Origin of the sequence: Streptomyces sp. NPDC004610 (assembly GCF_040609715.1) — a bacterium.
Lineage (GTDB): Bacteria > Actinomycetota > Actinomycetes > Streptomycetales > Streptomycetaceae > Streptomyces.
Genome location: NZ_JBEXLA010000039.1, coordinates 27,805 through 43,212, shown reverse-complemented (window position 1 = coordinate 43,212; position 15,408 = coordinate 27,805). Strand labels below are relative to the sequence as shown.

The window sequence follows — 15,408 nt, the reverse complement described above, 5'->3', positions numbered from 1 at the left end:
CCCGAGTGACCGGCATCACACCCACCCCATGTCATGGACCGGGCCGCCCTCTCGTCCAAGTGGCATCCACACGAGACCGGAGGATTGTCATGAAGCACCGCATCGTCGTACTGGGCGCCGGATACGCGGGGACCTACACCGCCGGGAACCTGGCCCGTCGGCTCTCCCGGGAGGACATCGAGATCACTGTCGTCAACGCCGTACCCGACTTCGTCGAGCGGATGCGGCTCCACCAGCTCGCGACCGGTCGGGACCTCGGCTCCCGCAGGCTCGCCGACATCTTCGCGGGCACCGGCATACAGCTGCGCGTGGCGCGCGTCACCGGTATCGACCCCGGGCGCCGGACCGTCGCCCTGCGCGGCGAGGACGGCGACAGCGACCTCCCCTACGACACCCTGCTCCACACCCTCGGCAGCTCGGTGGCCGACCACGGCGTCCCCGGTGTCACCGACCATGCCTTCGATGTGGCCGGACGGCCCTCGGCGCTGCGGCTGCGCGAGCGGCTGGCGGCCCTGGGCGCGGGCGGCACCGTACTGATCGTCGGCGAGGGGCTGACCGGTATCGAGACCGCCACCGAGGTCGCCGAGTCCCGGCCCGACCTCGCGGTGGCCCTCGCCGCCCGTGGCGAACTCGGCGACCGGCTGTCCCCGAAGGCCCGCGCCCATCTGCGCCGCGCCTTCGACCGGCTGGGCATCGCCGTCCACGAGCACACCGCCGTCGAGGCCGTGGAGCCGAACCGGGCGGTCGCCGCCGACGGTACGTCCATCCCGGCCGAGGTGACGGTGTGGACGGCCGGGTTCGCCGCGCACCCCCTCGCGGCCGACGCCGGTCTGGAGGTCACCGGGACGGGGCGGATCGTCGTGGACGGCACCATGCGCTCGGTGTCCCACCCGGACATCTACGTCGCAGGCGACAGCGCCTACGCGATCGGTGAGAACGGGCTGCCGCTGCCGATGTCCTGCGCCTCGGCCGGGTTCACCGGCAAGCAGGCCATCGCCGCGATCGTCGCCCGGCTGACGGGCAGTCACGTCCCGTCCACCGGGCTCAAGTACCACGGCAACCACATCAGCCTCGGTCGGCGGGACGCGATCGTCCAGCTGGTGGACGGGGACGCCCGCCCGAAGTCCTGGTACCTGGGCGGCCGACCCGCCGCGCGGATCAAGTCGGGTGTGCTCCGGGGTGCCGCCTGGAGCATCGGCCACCCGACCTTCGGCAAACCCCTGCGCAGGCACCGCGTCAACACCGCCGGGCCGGACCGGGCGGGAGTGACGGCCACCACGGCATAGGTCGGGCCACCGCGGCGTAGGTGCGACGCCGCGGCATAGGTCGCGCCTCCGCGGCATGGGTCGGGCCGCCCGCGGCACAGGTCGCGTCTTCGCAGCCTAGGTCGCGCCGCCGCGGCATAGGTCGCGACGCCGCAGCCTAGGTCGCACTTCCGCGGCATGGGTCGGGCCACCCGCAGCACAGGTCGCGTCTTCGCAGCCCAGGTCGGGCCACCCGCAGCACGGGTCGCGCCCCCGCGCATCGACAGCGCCCCCTTCGCCCCCTTCGCCCTCTCGGCCCTCCCCCGCTCCCGCCAACCGGACATTTCGGTTACCGTACCGTTGATCATGTCCCCTCCCTCTCCCGCGCGGAGGTGCCCTCCGGTGACATCCGACCGCCGCCGCCCATGACCCTGCCACCGCCCCCCGGCGCCGCCGTGCGCACCCGGTATCCGCGCCGCGGCCGGGGCAGTCAGCGGCGGCGCCGGTTGCGCAGCCTCGGACTGGCGCTCTTCCTGGTGGTCGCGGGGGCGGTGCTCGGGTGGGCGCTGCCCCGGTGGGAGGGGCATCTGCCGGACGCCGAGCTGGATTTCGACGCGTCCACGGCGCAGGCGACCCTCGCGGCCATCGCGGGCGGCATGATCACCCTGGCCGGGTTCATCATCACGGCCATCACCCTCGTCATCCAGACCGTGCAGTCCATGTCCCCCCGGCTGGTCGCGGCGCTCGGTCACTTCAGCCGGTATCTGGTCCTCTTCGGCCTGCTGATCGGCACCGCCCTGTACGCGCTGGTCGCGCTCAGCGATGTGCGCGGCGACAACGTGCCCCGCACGAGTGTGACCCTCGCCGTCTGCCTGGTGCTGATCGACGCGGTGACCGTGCTCCTCCTGATCGGCGCGCTGCGGCACGCGGTGACCGGCGGCGGCCTGGCCCGCTCGGTCGGCGACCGGCTGCGCGTCGTCATCGAGGAGACCAGTCCGACGGCCCCGCCGGTCACCGCCGTACCCGGCCTCGCCCCGCCCGTCGGCGACAGCACCGTGCCCGTCCCGTACGGCGGCGGACCGGCCATCCTCCAGGCCGTGAAGGAACCCCGGCTGGCCCGGCTCGCCGCCCGGCACGATCTCCGGGTCCGGCTGCCCCACGCGGTCGGTGACTTCGTCGGCACGGGCACGGTCGTGGCGCGGGTGGAGGGGGCCGGGGACCGGCCGGTCAGCGCGCGGCTCGTCCGCCGGGTCGCCGCCTGTCTGCGGTACGGGCCCGGCCGTACCGTCGAGCAGGATCCCGGGTACGGGTTGCGGCTGCTCGCCGATATCGCCGTACGTGCCCTGTCCCCGGCCGTCAATGACCCCACGACCGCCGTCCAGGCCCTGGACCAGATCGAGGACGGGCTGCTCCGGTTCGCCGGGCGGCCCCTCGGTCCCGCCTGGCTGCTGGACCGGGCCGACCGGCCCCGGGTGCTGTGCCCGGCCTCCGACTGGCCCGGCCTGGTCTCCCTCGCCCTGGACGAGACCCTTCTGTACGGTGCGGGCAATCCTCAGGCCGCCCGGCGGCTGCACGCCCTCCTGGACCGGGTGCTCGCCGTCGCCCCGGCCGAGCGCCATGCCCCGCTCCTCGAACGCCGTGACGCGCTGCGCCGGCTGACCGCCGCCGCGCTCCCCGATCCCCTCCTGAACGAGGTGGCCGGCCGGTCCGACCATCAGGGGCTGGGTGGGAAGTAGGAGCCGCGGGACGGCGGTCGCGCTAGCGCCGGTCGAGACCCGTGAGTTCCGCCTCGACGGCACCCAGCATCAGCGTCCGGGCCCGGTCGACGCCGAGCCCGCCGCTGAGCCAGCGCATGCTGAGGCCCTCCAGCAGTGCCGTGAGCCGCTCGGCGGTGGCGGTCAGGGTCCCGGCCGGGGTCGCCGGACTCACCTGGCCCAGCAGCGCGGCCACTTCCCGCACCCACACCAGCGTCGCCCTCGCGAGGTCCTCCCGCAGGGCGGGTTCGAAGACGGCGCTCGACCGCAGCTCGCCCCAGGCGGCGCTGTTCTCCCGGACCTCTTCGGTGTCCTGCAACTCCAGGAGGAGGAGCTGTTCGAGTTCCTCGCGCGGGCTCGGCTGGAGGGCCTCCGGGTCGCGGGCCGTGGTGTAGCGCTCGGCCCGGTCGTTGATGAACTCCAGGGTGTGGCGCAGGATCCCGGTGCGGTCCTTGAAGTGGTAGTAGATCAGCCCCGTGGAGACACCCGCCTCGGCCGCGAGTTCCTCCACACGCAGGCCACGGACACCGCGCCGGGCGATCAGCCGGGCCGCCGCTTCGAGAATCTGGGTACTGCGAGTACTGCGGGACGCCATGACGCGTAACCCTACCCGGGTGGATCATCGCCACCACTCAGCTTGACTGAATTTTCAGTCAGTGTCAGAGTGCGGGCACAGACCGAGGTAGAAGCAAAAGCACAAACAAATGCAGAAGCAGCAGACGCAGCAACATTCGGAGCGCATCGTGTCCCACCCTCCCCCCACCCGCCGCACCACCCTGCGGACCCTCGCCGGATTCGGCGCGCTCGCCTTCGGCGCGGCGGCCTGCGGACCGGGCGCGGCCGGAGCGTCCAGCGCCTCCCGAGCCGCCTCCACAACCCCCTCCGCGATCCCGTCCCCGAACGCCTCCGCCGGGCGCCGCTTCGGTGCCGAGTGGGAGAGTCACGCCCGTACGTTCATGTCATGGCCCGCCCTGGAGTCGGTGTGGGGCGAGGATCTGCCGTACGTCCGGGAGGACATCGCCCGGATCGCGCGCGCGGTGGCGGACTACGAGTACGTCGTCATGATGGCCCGGCCCGAGCAGACCAAGGCCGCGCAGCGGGCGTGCGGGAGGCAGGTGGAGGTCGTTCCGATCGCGGTCGACGATCTGTGGGCCCGTGACACCGTGCCGGTGTTCGTGGAGGAGGACGGCGGGGTCGTCGGGGTCGACTTCCACTTCAACGGCTGGGGCCGCAAGCAGGAGCACACCCATGACGCCCGGGTCGCCGGGACCGTGCTGTCCGAGTACGGGCTCCCCCGTATGTCGGCGCCCCTGGTCTCGGAGGGCGGCTCCTTCGAGACCGATGGCGAGGGCACCCTGCTGATCACCGAGAGCTCGATCGTCAACGAGAACCGCAACCCCGGTCTGAGCAGGGACGACATCGAGGCGGACCTGATGGCCACCCTGGGGGTCGAGAAGGTGGTGTGGCTCAAGGGGGTGCGCGGCGAGGACATCACGGACGCCCATGTCGACAGTCTCGTACGGTTCACCGCGCCGGGGGTGGTGCTGCTGGACCAGGTGTTTCCCGGTACGCCGCCGGACTCCTGGTCACGGGCGGCCGATCAGGCGAGGTCGGTGCTGAGCGAGGCTGCCGATGCGCGGGGGCGGCGGTTCGAGGTGATCGACCTGCCGCAGCCCGACCTGGACCGGATCACGGGCGAGGGCGACGACTTCGTCTCGACGTACGCCAACTTCTATGTCGCCAATGACTCGGTGTTCCTGCCCCGGTTCGGTGACCGGAAGGCCGACGACCGGGCGCGGGGCATCCTCCAGGAACACTTCCCGGACCGCGACATCGTGCCGGTCGTGATCGACACGGTCGCCTCCGGGGGCGGCGGCATCCACTGCGCCACACACGACCAGCCGGGGGAACCGGTCGACTGACCCCGGCCCCATGGGGTGACTTGACGCGCGTCAAGGGGGTACGGGCGCCTGTGAGCACACTGCGCCGGGTGTCAACTCAGCCTGGATTTAGATCCTTTGAGGTGGGTGCTCCCGGTGGCTCAGCGGTCCGGCGGAATCTCCAGCGCGGCCCGGCACCGGTCGAAGAACTCCGCTCCGGCGTCCTTCATCCCCTGACGGGGAGCGGTCAGTTCCCGCCACCCCGGGAAGGCGGTGCCGGGCGGCGCGGAATCGAGCCGCCCGGCGAAGGCGCGGTGGGCGGCGAGTCCGGCGTGGGCCGCGTCCCGGAGCCGGACGGCGGCTGTCCAGACCGGCTCGGGCCCGAACAGGCGGGTGCGGCTGAGCGCCAGCGAGAGCGATGCCCACGCGGCGTCCAGTTCCTCGTCGATCGTGTCGCGCGGCTCCTGGTGCTCCAGCGCCGAGCGGAACGCGGCCAGGTGCCGTGCCAGCACTCCCTGGGCCCGGATGACCTCGTCGTAGGCGGTGCGGCGCTCCTGGCGGATCCAGTGGTGGAGTTCGTTGGCCCGTTGCTGGTCGACCTGCCGGGCGATGGCGTCGGCGGCCGTCCGGGCGCCGGTGATGGCTCCCGAGCGGGCGAAGTACCCACCGAGTGCGGCGCCGATGAGCCCGGCGAGTCCCGCGACGAGCGCCGGCCACAGCTGTTCCATGTCCCCTGCCTCCCCCGGTGGGCCCCGGCCCGCCGCCCGTCGGCATCGTACGGCCGCAGGGGCTCCGGTCGGGCCGGGTGGGGGCCGGTCCGTCATCGGGCGGGTGTAGTACCGGGGTACCACCCGGAGGGTGGGTGCGGCCTCCCGGTACCACCGGGGCGGGGTGTTCCGGCGCCTAGCGTCACAGGTGTGGCGCCGGAAGCGGGTGCCCGAGGCCGACAGGGAGAGCGCGCGTGATCGAGGCACGGCAGTTGACCAAGAGGTACGGCGAGAAGACGGCGGTGGACGGGCTGGACTTCGTGGTGCGGCCGGGCTCGGTGACCGGGTTCCTGGGGCCCAACGGTGCCGGGAAGTCCACGACCATGCGGCTGATCGTCGGCCTGGACGCGCCGACGAGCGGTTCCGTCACCGTGAACGGCCGCCTCTACGCCCGCCATCGGGCGCCGCTCCAGGAGGTCGGCGCGCTGCTGGAGGCGAAGTCGATCCATCCGGGGCGCTCGGCGTATCAGCACCTCAGGGCGCTCGCGCTGACCCATGGCATTCCGGGGCGCCGGATCGACGAGGTCATCGACCTGGCCGGGCTGGGCAGTGTGGCGCGGAAGCGGGCGGGCGCGTTCTCCCTGGGCATGGGGCAGCGGCTGGGTATCGCGGCGGCGCTGCTGGGCGACCCGCAGACGGTGATGCTGGACGAGCCGGTGAACGGGCTGGATCCGGAGGGGGTGCTCTGGATCCGCAATCTGCTGAAGACGCTGGCGGCGGAGGGGCGGACGGTGCTGGTGTCGTCGCATCTGATGAGCGAGATGGCGCTGGTCGCGGACCATCTGATCATCGTGGGGCGCGGTCGGCTGCTGGCCGACACGACCGTGACGGACCTGATCCGCGACGCGGGCGGGAACACGGTGACCGTGGCGACGCAGGACCCGGGACGGCTGCGGGACATCCTGGCGGGGCCGGGTGTCTCGGTCACCGGCCGGATCGGTTCCGAGGAGTTGCAGGTGGCCGGGTTGACCGCCCGCGAGATCGGGCTGAAGGCCGCCGAGCACGGGATCGCGCTGTTCGAACTGACCGCGCGGACGGTGTCACTGGAGTCGGCGTTCATGGATCTGACGCGGGACGCGGTGGAGTACCACGGTTCGACGGGGGCTGGCGAGGCCGGGCTCGGGCTGGGGAGGCCAGCGTGAGCGCGCACCGGGGAGACCGGGGTGAGCGCACCGGCCCGCGCCGGGTCGCCGTGGTCCTCCGGGACGCCCGTGTGAACACGACGTCAGAAGACCGAGGTGATCGCCGGACACCCTCGCCCACCCCGGGTCACCACACCCTCCGGGAGCCCCGCATAGGCACCACCACGACCACCCCCACCCGCCCCGACACCCCCGCGAGGCCCCTATGAGCACCGTCACCGAAGCGACCGGGGACGACCTCCGTACCGCCCCCGTCCGCCCCCGCTACCGGGTGACCGGACGGCGGGTGCTGGCCTCCGAGTGGGCCAAGCTGTGGTCCCTGCGGTCGACCTGGATCACCCTGGGCCTCGGTCTGCTGTTCCTGGTGGCCTTCGGTCTGATCTCGGCGAGTCGCTACACCTCGGGCTCCGGCTCCGGCGGGCCGGGCGATGACTTCGCCGACGCGACGGCGGTCAGTCTGTCCCTCTTCGGTACCGGCTTCGCCCAGCTCGCCCTGGGTGTCCTCGGTGTGCTGGTCACGGCCGGGGAGTACTCGACCGGCATGATCCGCTCGACGCTGGCCGCCGTACCGCGCCGGCTGCCCGTGCTGTGGTCGAAGGCGGCGGTGTACGGGCTGGTGTCGCTGGCCGTGGGAACGCTGGGCGGGTTCGTCGCGTTCCTGATCGGCAATGCGATCCTGTCCGGAACTCCCGCGGCCCTGAGCCTGTCGGACGCGGGGGTGGCACGGAGTCTGCTGGGCGCGGGCCTCTACCTCGGTCTGGTCGGTGTGATCGGGACGGCGCTGGGCGCGCTGCTGCGGTCCGTGGCGGGCGGCATCTCGGTCCTCGTCGCGACGTTCATGCTGGTCCCCGGGCTGATCTCGCTGCTGCCCAGCTCCTGGCAGGACGACATCAGCCCCTACCTTCCCTCCCGCGCCGGGGAGGCGATGTTCGCCCTCACCCATGACGCGACCACGCTGTCGCCGTCGGCCGGGCTGCTGGTCTTCCTCGGCTGGACCGGCCTGGCGCTGGCGGGCGCGGCCCACCGGCTCGTCCGCACCGACGCCTGACCGGGCGCACCATGGCAGGGTGACCTCAGTGACCGCCGATGACATCACCGCGATGGGACCGCTGGTCGCCCGTCTGTCCCGGGGCGGCCGGCGGCTGCGGCGGGCCGACCGGGAGCATCCGTGGGTGCTGGACACCGCGGTCGTGGCCCTGGTCTTCCTCGCTTTCTGCCTGCCCGATCTGCTGCACGGCCCGGTGGGCAACGGCGACGGGCCGCGCCGGCTGCGGCCGGTCTTCGTTCCCCTGCCGGTGGTGGCGACGCTGCTGTTGCAGGCCGGTCTCGTCCTGCCGCTGCTGTGGCGGCGGCGCAGACCGCTGTACGCGTTCGCGGCGATCACGGCGGTGTTCGTCCTCCAGTGGTCGCTGGGTGCCGTGCTGCGCGCGGATGTCGCCCTCTTCATCGCCCTCTACAGCCTGGCGCTGCACGGGCCGCTGCGGCAGTTGCCGTGGGCGTGCGCGGCCATGGCGGGGGCGATGGTGCTGGCCGCGGTGCGGGTCTCGGCGGCGGTGTCCGTCTGGGACACGTTGTTCTTCCTGCTGAGCACGGCGACGGCGGCCCTGGCGCTCGGTCTGATGATCCGTACCCGGCGGGCCCAGCTCGCGGGGCTGCGGGAGCGGGCGGCCCAGCTGGAGATCGAGCGCGATCAGCGCAGCAGGCTGGCCACGGCGACCGAGCGCACCCGGGTCGCCCGGGAGATGCATGATGTCGTCGGCCACAATCTGGCCGTCATCATCACCCTCGCCGACGCCGGTGCCTACGCCACGGACATCGACCCCGAGCGGGGCAAGGAGACACTGCGGCTCATCGGTGACACCGGCCGTCAGGCCCTCGGCGAGCTGCGGCGGGTGCTCGGTGTGCTGCGCGAGACGACGAACGGTCCCCCGGGCGCGGCCCCGCTCAGCCCGCAGCCCGGCGTCACCGATATCGGCGCGCTGTGCGCCACGGTGCGGGCCGCCGGGCTGGAGGTGGTCTACCGGACGTCCGGCGAGGTGGACACCCTCGACGGGGGCGTGCAGCTCACCGTCTACCGTCTCGTTCAGGAAGCTCTCACCAATGTCCTGAAGCATGCGGACAGCGGTACCCGGGTGCGGCTGGCGGTCCATGCCGAGGACGGGCGGCGGCTGACCGTCCGGGTCGAGGACACCGGCCCGGCCGCCCGGCCCGGATCGCCCGGCGAGGAAGGACACGGTCTGGTGGGCATGCGCGAACGAGCGGCACTGTACGGCGGAACCGTCACCGCGGGGCCGACGGACCAGGGAGGGTGGCGCGTGGACGCCGTCCTCGACCTCACCCCTGCGGACGGTGACCGATGACGACCGTACTGATCGTGGACGACCAGCCGCTCCAGCGGTACGGCTTCCATCTGCTGCTGGACTCCGTCCCCGAGACGGAGGTCGTCGGTGAGGCCGCCCATGGCACCGAGGCCGTGCGCAAGACCGCCGAACTGCGGCCGGACGTGGTCCTGATGGATGTGCGGATGCCCGGGATGGACGGTATCGAGGCCACCCGCCGGATCGTCGCCTCCGGTGGCCGCTCCCGGGTGCTGGTGCTCACCACCTTCGACCTGGACGAGTACGTGCACTCCGCGCTGCGCGCCGGTGCCAGCGGCTTTCTCCTCAAGGACGCCCGCCCCGAGGAACTCCTCGCCGCGATCCGTGCCGTCGCCTCCGGTGACGCGGTGATCGCGCCCGCCCTCACCCGGCGGCTCCTGGACGAGTTCACCCGCTATGTTCCGGCCCCTCGCACGGACCTGGCCGGGGACCGGGTCCTGGGCTCGCTCACCGAACGCGAGCGGGAGATCCTCGTCGCCATCGGCAAGGGCTGGACCAATGGCGAGATCGCCGCGCGGTTCGTGCTGTCCGAGTCGACGGTGAAGACCCATGTCGGCCGGGTCCTGGCCAAGATAGGCGCCCGCGACCGCATCCAGGCCGTGATCTTCGCCTACGACCACGGCCTGGCCCGCCCCAACGCCCGCTGATCCCCGGCAGGCGGTGGGGTCAGAGTCGGCTGTGCTCGGGGCCGAGGCCCGGGAACTCCGGGTCGGGCGGCGCGGCCGTCCGGCGCGTGTGCAGGAGGGACACGACGGGGTCGTCGTCGATGCGGCCCCGGCCGAGCGTGCCGTCGATGGTCACGATCAGGCCGTCCTGGTCGTAGCGCGGCCAGTGGTCGTGGTCCGCCGGGGCGCCGTCGCGGGCGAACGAGATCCACTGGCGCTGTATCCAGGTGGCGATCCGCCGGTCCTCGTCGTCGTACACGTCGGGGGTGAGGGTGCCGAAGAGGTAGCGGAGTTCGGCGGTGTGCTGGGCGCGGAAGCCGGACTTCTCGGCGCCGGGCGAGACCCGGTCGAAGCGGTAGCAGAAGAAGTCATGGCCGGTCGACAGGAGTCGTTCCGCTGTGGCGAGGAGGGGTTCGGCGAAGACGGCGGCCGTGTAGACGCGGTCGAAGCGGTCGTACATCGGCCCGCCCCGCGCCGCCAGTTCCCGGCGCACCGCCTTGGCCCGGGGACCGGCCAGGGCACGGGTCAGGACCCGGAGCAGCAGCGTGTTGTACGGGAGCATGCCCGGCTTGATGAAGTACCGCGACTCGTTCGAGGTGTGGCCGAGCAGCAGCGGTACCGCACTCAGCGGGCGGGAGTCGGCGTCGGCCGGCACGATCTCGCCGTCGGTGACGGGCATCCAGGTCAGCTTCGCGGGGGTGTGCACCCGGCCCTTCTTCGGGATGACCCCGCTGAGCCGGTGCGAGAGTTCCTTGACCGTCCGGGTGGGTACGCCGCGCAGCGCGTCCGCTCCCCCGCCGCCGAGGCGTTCGACGAAGGTCCTGCTGGCGTTGTAGGTGTTCTCGTCGGGCTGCTTGGGGTCGAAGGTGAAGCGCTCGCTCCCGCCGCTCTGGAGGATCGCGCGCTGGAACAGTCCCGCCGCCGAAGGCACGCTCAGCAGGGTGCGCACGGAGTGGCCGCCCGCGGACTGGCCGAAGACGGTCACGCGGTCGGGGTCGCCGCCGAACTCCGCGATGTTCTCCCGCACCCATCGCAGGGCCGCGATCTGGTCCTGGACACCGAAGTTGCTGCCGAGGCCGGGGTGGGCCAGATAACCGAAGGCGCCCAGCCGGTAGTTGATGGTGACGAGGGTGACGCCCAGGGACGCGAGGTGGGAGCCGTCCGTGCCGTCCTCGCAGCCTCCGCCGCCGAGGTAGCCGCCGCCGTGGATCCACACCATCACCGGCTGACGTGCCTCGGGGTCGACCGTGCCGGTCCAGACATTGAGATACAGGCAGTCCTCGCTCTCCCGCGAGGCCCGCGTCCGGAACACCGCACCGGCCGTCTGCGGGCAGATGGGCCCGAACTCGGTCGCCTGCCGGACGTCCGTCCACCCGGCGGGCGGGACGGGTGACCGCCAGCGCAGCGCGCCGACGGGCGGTTCGGCGTAGGGCAGGCCGAGGAAGGTGTGGACGCCCTGCTCGGTGAAGCCTTGGACGGGCCCTGCTGGGTCTGGACGATGGGCTGCACGGTGATGCCTCCGGTGAGAGGAGTGGTCTGCCCGCTCCGGCGGGGCGTGGAGGGCTCACTGCCGCTGCGCGCGTCTCGACGGCTCGGGCGGGCTCGGTGACGGTCACGGGCCGGGGGCGGCACGGGATACGGGGCCAGGTGCGTGCGCTCTCCGCCGGGACGGACCGGGGGAGCCATCGGGTCGGGCCGCCCGCTCCCGCCGACGGGCGGAATGCACCGCCGGTGCCTTCCGTCGTCGTCAGTCTAGGGCCGGGGGTCCCATAAACGCAAACGAACGTTTTCGTTTATGCTGGGGTCATGCCCCGGCTCACCGAACAGACCCGCGCCCAGCGCCGCGAACACGTCCTGACCAGCGCACTGACCTGCTTCGCCGAGAAGGGGTTCCATGCCACGTCCATGGACGATGTGATCGCCGCCACCGGCTGGTCCTCCAGCGCCGTCTACCGCCACTTCCGCAGCAAGGAGGAGCTGATACAGGCCGCGGCGGAACGCGGGCTCGGCCTGGTGCACGACACCTTCGCGCGCCTCCTCACCCTCCGCCCCACCCCCACCCCCGCCCAGACCCTGGCGATCCTCGTGGGCGAGCTGGAGACCCGCATGGCCCAGCCCGGCCATGACATGACCAAACTCGCCGTCCAGGCATGGGCCGAAGTCCTCGGCAACCCCGGGCTGAGGAGCTTCGCGCAGGACCGCTACACAGCCGCCCGCGAACGGCTGGCCGAACTCGCCGGACGCTGGAGGGCCGACGGCCGGCTGAGCGCCGACGCCGATCCGGAGGCGACCGCCGCCGTGCTCTTCGCGCTCATGCCGGGCCTGATCATCAGTCACCATCTGGTCGCGGATGTCACGCTGCGGCAGCTGACGGCCGGTCTCACCGCGCTCGGCACCGCGCTCGCGGACCCGGCCTGAGCGGGGGGTGAGTCCGTCCGGCAGTGGCCGCAGGTCACGGGTCACGGTGGCGCAGGGCCGCGGTGAGATCGGTGCAGGGGGGCGGGAGATGTGACGCATCCTGCTGACCGGGACGGCCGTTCCGCCTGGATCTTCCGGGCGGCGGTCATGAGAGCGGCATGGTTGTCGGCGGCCGGAAGGGGGACCCGGATTTCACTTCGGCAACCGAGTTGCGGAAGTGAAATCCGGGTCCCCCTCAGGCCCGGTCGAGCCCCGTGCCCCAGGCGGCCGTCAGGCGATGTCCGGTGTCGAACCCAAGGGCGGATAGGTCTCGTTGTCCAGTCCCGGTACGACGAAGTCGCCGTCCGGGCGGGTGGCGAGCTGCTCGGCGACATAGTCGGAGACTCCGCTGGCGAGGAGTTGGCGGGGGTCCTCCAGGGACAGCCGCAGCCGGGCGTACATCACGTCCCAGGCGTCGGGCGCGGGGATGCGCGGCAGGTCGGAGAGGGTGCGCGTACCCGGCTCCAGGTCGGGGCCGAACATGGGCGCCTCCTCGTAGGACGGCCAGCCCTCGTACATGATGGGTGCCAGTTCGATCCCGGCGACGACCCGGGCCAGCATCCAGCGCAGCGGGTCCTCCAGGCGGCTCACCTCGTCCAGGTCGTCGGAGGTGCGCGGGGTGAGGAACGTCGGCGCGTGCGGGGCGATCAGCAGATGCGACGGGGGGAGCGCGCCCCGGGCGGCGAAGTGGATGATCCGCGCCATCGAGTTGGTGCCCTTGGTGATACCGCTGGTCGGGCGGCCCTGGCGGCCCGCGATCATCACATAGGTGCGGCTCCAGTCCAGGTCGAACGAGGTGACCCAGCGCATGATGGTGCTGACGGAGTCCAGGCCGACGAGGCTGAAGGTGGCGATGACGACCTTGGTGAACGGGACCGGCAGCTCGGGCTGTCCGACGCCGATCAGATAGTCGTCGCGCAGGGTGCGGGCGGACAGATAGCCGGGTTCACCGAGGGCGCGGCGCAGATAGCGGATGGAGACGGCGAGGCCGTAGTCCATCATGGCGGCGATCTCCTCCTCTCGGCCCGCGAACGACTCGGCCTTGAGTTCGTCGCGCCAGAACTCCAGTGAGTGGGAGTCCCGCGCGGCGACGCATGCCGCCAGCAGCCGTTCGGCGTCCGCGCGCCACTCCCGTTCCAGGCCCAGTTCGCCCAGGCGCACCACGCTGGCGAGGGCGGGCCCCAGGTGGGAGACCCCGGCGAGTTCCTTGAAGCCGGGGACGTTCAGCCGGAAGTGCTGGGTGCTGGGGCGGCGGCCACTGCCCGGGTAGAGGGCGAGGTCGGAGGCGGTCGCGACGATCAGGGGTGAGTCGAGGATGCGGTCGTAGGCGGCCTGGGTGAGATGGTCGCCGGTCGAGTCGCGGCCGGGCACCCTCGGGTTGGTGTAGGCGCGGAACAGCTCGACAAGCTCGGCGTTCTCGGGGAAGGCCCCGGGGAACTCGCGGATGTCGGTGCGGAGCAGCTCGTTTCGTTCCATCGTCGAAGCCTTTTCATCCATGGATCGTGGAGGTCCCGCCGACCGGCCCCGGCCAGTGCCGCCACAGGGCGAAGCGGCGTCCGGCCGGGTCGGGAGGGGGTTCCTGAAGGAGCCGGACGAGCGTGAGCGGCTCGGCGTCCGCGCCGGTGGGAGCGTAACGCGTGGTCGAGACCCAGCCCGGCAGGGCGCCCAGCCGGTCCGGCGCCGCGCCGGGGCCGACGCTCATCAGATACGGCGTGGCGGCCGGGGCCGCGCCCTGGTGCCGCTCGACGGTCAGGACCCGCCGCCGCAGCACGGCCAGCCGCTGCATCACGAGGCGCTCGGCCTCCGAGCGGTGGGAGCGCAGCCGCCGGTAGGCCGCACTCTCCAGGGTGCGCGGGTCGACGTCGTAGAGCGCCAGCCAGCCCGGGGGGGCGCCGTCGGTGGCGCGGTAGCGCGTGCCGGACCGGAATCCGGGCAGCGCCATCCGCGCGGGCACATGCTCCCCGTCGTACCAGCGGTGGAAGGCGTCGGTGTCGACGGCGCCCGGGTCGCTCTCGACGAGGAGCAGGACGGACGGCGGTGGGCTAGGAGAACGCACCGCTGTCCAGCCAGACGGCCTCGGCGAGCGGCGGCGACTCGGGGATGTAGCCGTACTCGGTGTAGAAGTCGATGAAGTCCTGCACCACGGAGCCCGGCATCGGCTCGACCGGGTAGAGGGGCAGGTTCGCGGGGGCGACGGGGTTGTCGGTGAGGCCGGTCTCGACCGTGTAGGCGGAGATCTCCTCGCGGTTGGCGTCGGCGTAGCGGAACGCCTCCATCGTGCCCTCGACGAAGCTCCGCGCGACCTCGGGGCGGTCCTCCAGGGCGTCCGCGTTGGCGATGAGGATCGCGCCGGGGGCGCCGGGCCGGGTCATCTCGTCGGTGACGTAGCTGAGCACCTCCACATCGCCGGAGTCCAGGGCCTGGCCGAGGAACGGCTCGAAGAGGTGTCCGGCGTCCGCCGCGCCGCTGGCGACGGCCTCGGCGAGGGAGCCGAGCGGCACCTGAAGCATCTCCATCTCGTCGTAGTTGCCGTTCAGGGCGGTCACCTCCAGCTCCATCTGCGGGCCGCGCGCGGCGTCCTGGACGGCGAAGACATCGGTATCGCTGAGGTCGGTGGCGGTGCTGCCGGCGTCCACGATGACCGCCGCGAAGCGGCTGTCGCCGCCGCGCAGGATGTTGGCGGGGGCGATCATCTGGATGGGCAGTCCCTCGGCTGCGGCGTTGATGAACGATTCGAAGCTGGCCATCGCGAAGTCCAGCTGGCCGTTCATCAGCTGCGGGACGACCACGCTGGTCTCGGTGGCGGTGTCGAGCCGCACGTCCAGGCCCAGGTCCTCGTAGGTGCCGGACTCCACCGCGTGGAAGAGCGGGGCCGAGGTGCCGGCGGCCGGGCTGACGGCGACCCGGACCGTGGTGGTGCCGGATTCGGATTCGGGTTCCGTCTCTCCGCCGCCCGAACAGGACACGAGCGCGGAGAGAACGAGGAGAACGGCGAGCGACGTCTTTGTGCGCATGGTTCCACCTCCAAGAGATCGAGTGGGGTGAGGATAGGAAGCCCGGCCGGGCTGCTCCAGCTCTGAAATATCCGAGCCCGCCCCTGATATTTGTGGGCGCACCGCTG

Annotated in this window: 13 protein-coding genes and 1 pseudogene; 8 read left to right on the top strand and 6 right to left on the bottom strand. The window is 72.3% G+C overall.

The window, feature by feature from the left end; translation table 11 throughout:
• Positions 1–89: 89 nt before the first annotated feature.
• Both ABZX40_RS33620 and ABZX40_RS33615 read left to right on the top strand, forming a co-directional pair.
• Complete coding sequence (locus tag ABZX40_RS33620) at positions 90–1,286, top strand: FAD-dependent oxidoreductase (protein WP_355746166.1); 1,197 nt, start codon at positions 90–92, stop codon at positions 1,284–1,286.
• A 383-nt stretch (positions 1,287–1,669) separates the two neighbouring features.
• Positions 1,670–2,980 carry a DUF2254 domain-containing protein gene (locus ABZX40_RS33615; protein WP_355746163.1) on the top strand — a complete coding sequence of 437 codons (1,311 nt, stop codon included), beginning with the start codon at positions 1,670–1,672 and terminating at the stop codon, positions 2,978–2,980.
• A gap of 22 nt (positions 2,981–3,002) precedes the next feature.
• Here ABZX40_RS33615 and ABZX40_RS33610 read toward each other — a convergent pair whose 3' ends face one another.
• On the bottom strand, positions 3,003–3,593 hold the full coding sequence (locus tag ABZX40_RS33610) for a helix-turn-helix domain-containing protein (protein ID WP_355746160.1): 591 nt from the start codon (positions 3,591–3,593) through the stop codon (positions 3,003–3,005).
• A 148-nt stretch (positions 3,594–3,741) separates the two neighbouring features.
• Between ABZX40_RS33610 and ABZX40_RS33605 the strand changes: the two genes are divergently transcribed.
• Positions 3,742–4,920, top strand: coding sequence for an agmatine deiminase family protein (locus tag ABZX40_RS33605; RefSeq protein ID WP_355746157.1), 1,179 nt, complete (start codon positions 3,742–3,744; stop codon positions 4,918–4,920).
• Between the two features lie 119 nt (positions 4,921–5,039).
• On the opposite strand, the gene ABZX40_RS33600 is transcribed toward ABZX40_RS33605, so the two are convergent.
• Positions 5,040–5,606 (bottom strand): hypothetical protein, encoded by a 567-nt coding sequence (locus ABZX40_RS33600; RefSeq protein WP_355746154.1) that lies wholly within the window; start codon positions 5,604–5,606, stop codon positions 5,040–5,042.
• A 233-nt stretch (positions 5,607–5,839) separates the two neighbouring features.
• Here ABZX40_RS33600 and ABZX40_RS33595 point away from each other — a divergent pair, with 233 nt between their 5' ends.
• The 4 genes from ABZX40_RS33595 (at position 5,840) to ABZX40_RS33580 (ending at position 9,812) form a co-directional block, all read left to right on the top strand.
• The gene (locus tag ABZX40_RS33595) at positions 5,840–6,787 is read left to right on the top strand and encodes an ATP-binding cassette domain-containing protein (protein ID WP_355746152.1); all 948 of its coding nucleotides are present in this window, start codon (positions 5,840–5,842) and stop codon (positions 6,785–6,787) included.
• A 205-nt stretch (positions 6,788–6,992) separates the two neighbouring features.
• Complete coding sequence (locus ABZX40_RS33590) at positions 6,993–7,835, top strand: ABC transporter permease (RefSeq protein WP_355746149.1); 843 nt, start codon at positions 6,993–6,995, stop codon at positions 7,833–7,835.
• A gap of 28 nt (positions 7,836–7,863) precedes the next feature.
• The gene (locus ABZX40_RS33585; RefSeq protein WP_355746319.1) at positions 7,864–9,147 is read left to right on the top strand and encodes a sensor histidine kinase; all 1,284 of its coding nucleotides are present in this window, start codon (positions 7,864–7,866) and stop codon (positions 9,145–9,147) included.
• A complete protein-coding gene (locus ABZX40_RS33580) occupies positions 9,144–9,812 on the top strand; it encodes a response regulator transcription factor (protein WP_355746146.1) in 669 nt (222 codons plus the stop codon). The genes ABZX40_RS33585 and ABZX40_RS33580 overlap by 4 nt, the downstream gene beginning before the upstream one ends.
• Positions 9,813–9,831: 19 nt before the next feature.
• On the opposite strand, the pseudogene ABZX40_RS33575 reads toward ABZX40_RS33580, so the two are convergent.
• Positions 9,832–11,301: pseudogene (locus tag ABZX40_RS33575) on the bottom strand (carboxylesterase family protein); the annotation flags it as partial.
• A 335-nt stretch (positions 11,302–11,636) separates the two neighbouring features.
• On the opposite strand from ABZX40_RS33575, the gene ABZX40_RS33570 reads away from it, so the two are divergent.
• Complete coding sequence (locus tag ABZX40_RS33570) at positions 11,637–12,248, top strand: TetR/AcrR family transcriptional regulator (RefSeq protein ID WP_355746143.1); 612 nt, start codon at positions 11,637–11,639, stop codon at positions 12,246–12,248.
• 270 nt (positions 12,249–12,518) lie between these two features.
• Here ABZX40_RS33570 and ABZX40_RS33565 read toward each other — a convergent pair whose 3' ends face one another.
• Genes ABZX40_RS33565 through ABZX40_RS33555 form a run of 3 tightly spaced genes read right to left on the bottom strand, consistent with a single transcriptional unit; the run spans position 12,519 to position 15,301 of the window.
• Positions 12,519–13,763, bottom strand: a complete 1,245-nt coding sequence (locus ABZX40_RS33565; protein ID WP_355746140.1) for a DUF5624 domain-containing protein — start codon at positions 13,761–13,763, stop codon at positions 12,519–12,521.
• Positions 13,764–13,776: 13 nt separating this feature from the next.
• Positions 13,777–14,343, bottom strand: a complete 567-nt coding sequence (locus tag ABZX40_RS33560; RefSeq protein ID WP_355746137.1) for a hypothetical protein — start codon at positions 14,341–14,343, stop codon at positions 13,777–13,779.
• Positions 14,330–15,301, bottom strand: coding sequence for an ABC transporter substrate-binding protein (locus ABZX40_RS33555; RefSeq protein WP_355746134.1), 972 nt, complete (start codon positions 15,299–15,301; stop codon positions 14,330–14,332). The genes ABZX40_RS33560 and ABZX40_RS33555 overlap by 14 nt, the downstream gene beginning before the upstream one ends.
• Positions 15,302–15,408 lie beyond the last annotated feature (107 nt).

Bases quoted from the DNA above. Each gene is read 5' to 3' on its own strand.
- ABZX40_RS33620 (WP_355746166.1), top strand. From the start codon at position 90: ATGAAGCACCGCATCGTCGTACTGGGCGCCGGATACGCGGGGACCTAC.
- ABZX40_RS33615 (WP_355746163.1), top strand. From the start codon at position 1,670: ATGACCCTGCCACCGCCCCCCGGCGCCGCCGTGCGCACCCGGTATCCG.
- ABZX40_RS33610 (WP_355746160.1), bottom strand. From the start codon at position 3,593: ATGGCGTCCCGCAGTACTCGCAGTACCCAGATTCTCGAAGCGGCGGCC.
- ABZX40_RS33600 (WP_355746154.1), bottom strand. From the start codon at position 5,606: ATGGAACAGCTGTGGCCGGCGCTCGTCGCGGGACTCGCCGGGCTCATC.
- ABZX40_RS33590 (WP_355746149.1), top strand. From the start codon at position 6,993: ATGAGCACCGTCACCGAAGCGACCGGGGACGACCTCCGTACCGCCCCC.
- ABZX40_RS33580 (WP_355746146.1), top strand. From the start codon at position 9,144: ATGACGACCGTACTGATCGTGGACGACCAGCCGCTCCAGCGGTACGGC.
- ABZX40_RS33570 (WP_355746143.1), top strand. From the start codon at position 11,637: ATGCCCCGGCTCACCGAACAGACCCGCGCCCAGCGCCGCGAACACGTC.
- ABZX40_RS33565 (WP_355746140.1), bottom strand. From the start codon at position 13,763: ATGGAACGAAACGAGCTGCTCCGCACCGACATCCGCGAGTTCCCCGGG.
- ABZX40_RS33555 (WP_355746134.1), bottom strand. From the start codon at position 15,301: ATGCGCACAAAGACGTCGCTCGCCGTTCTCCTCGTTCTCTCCGCGCTC.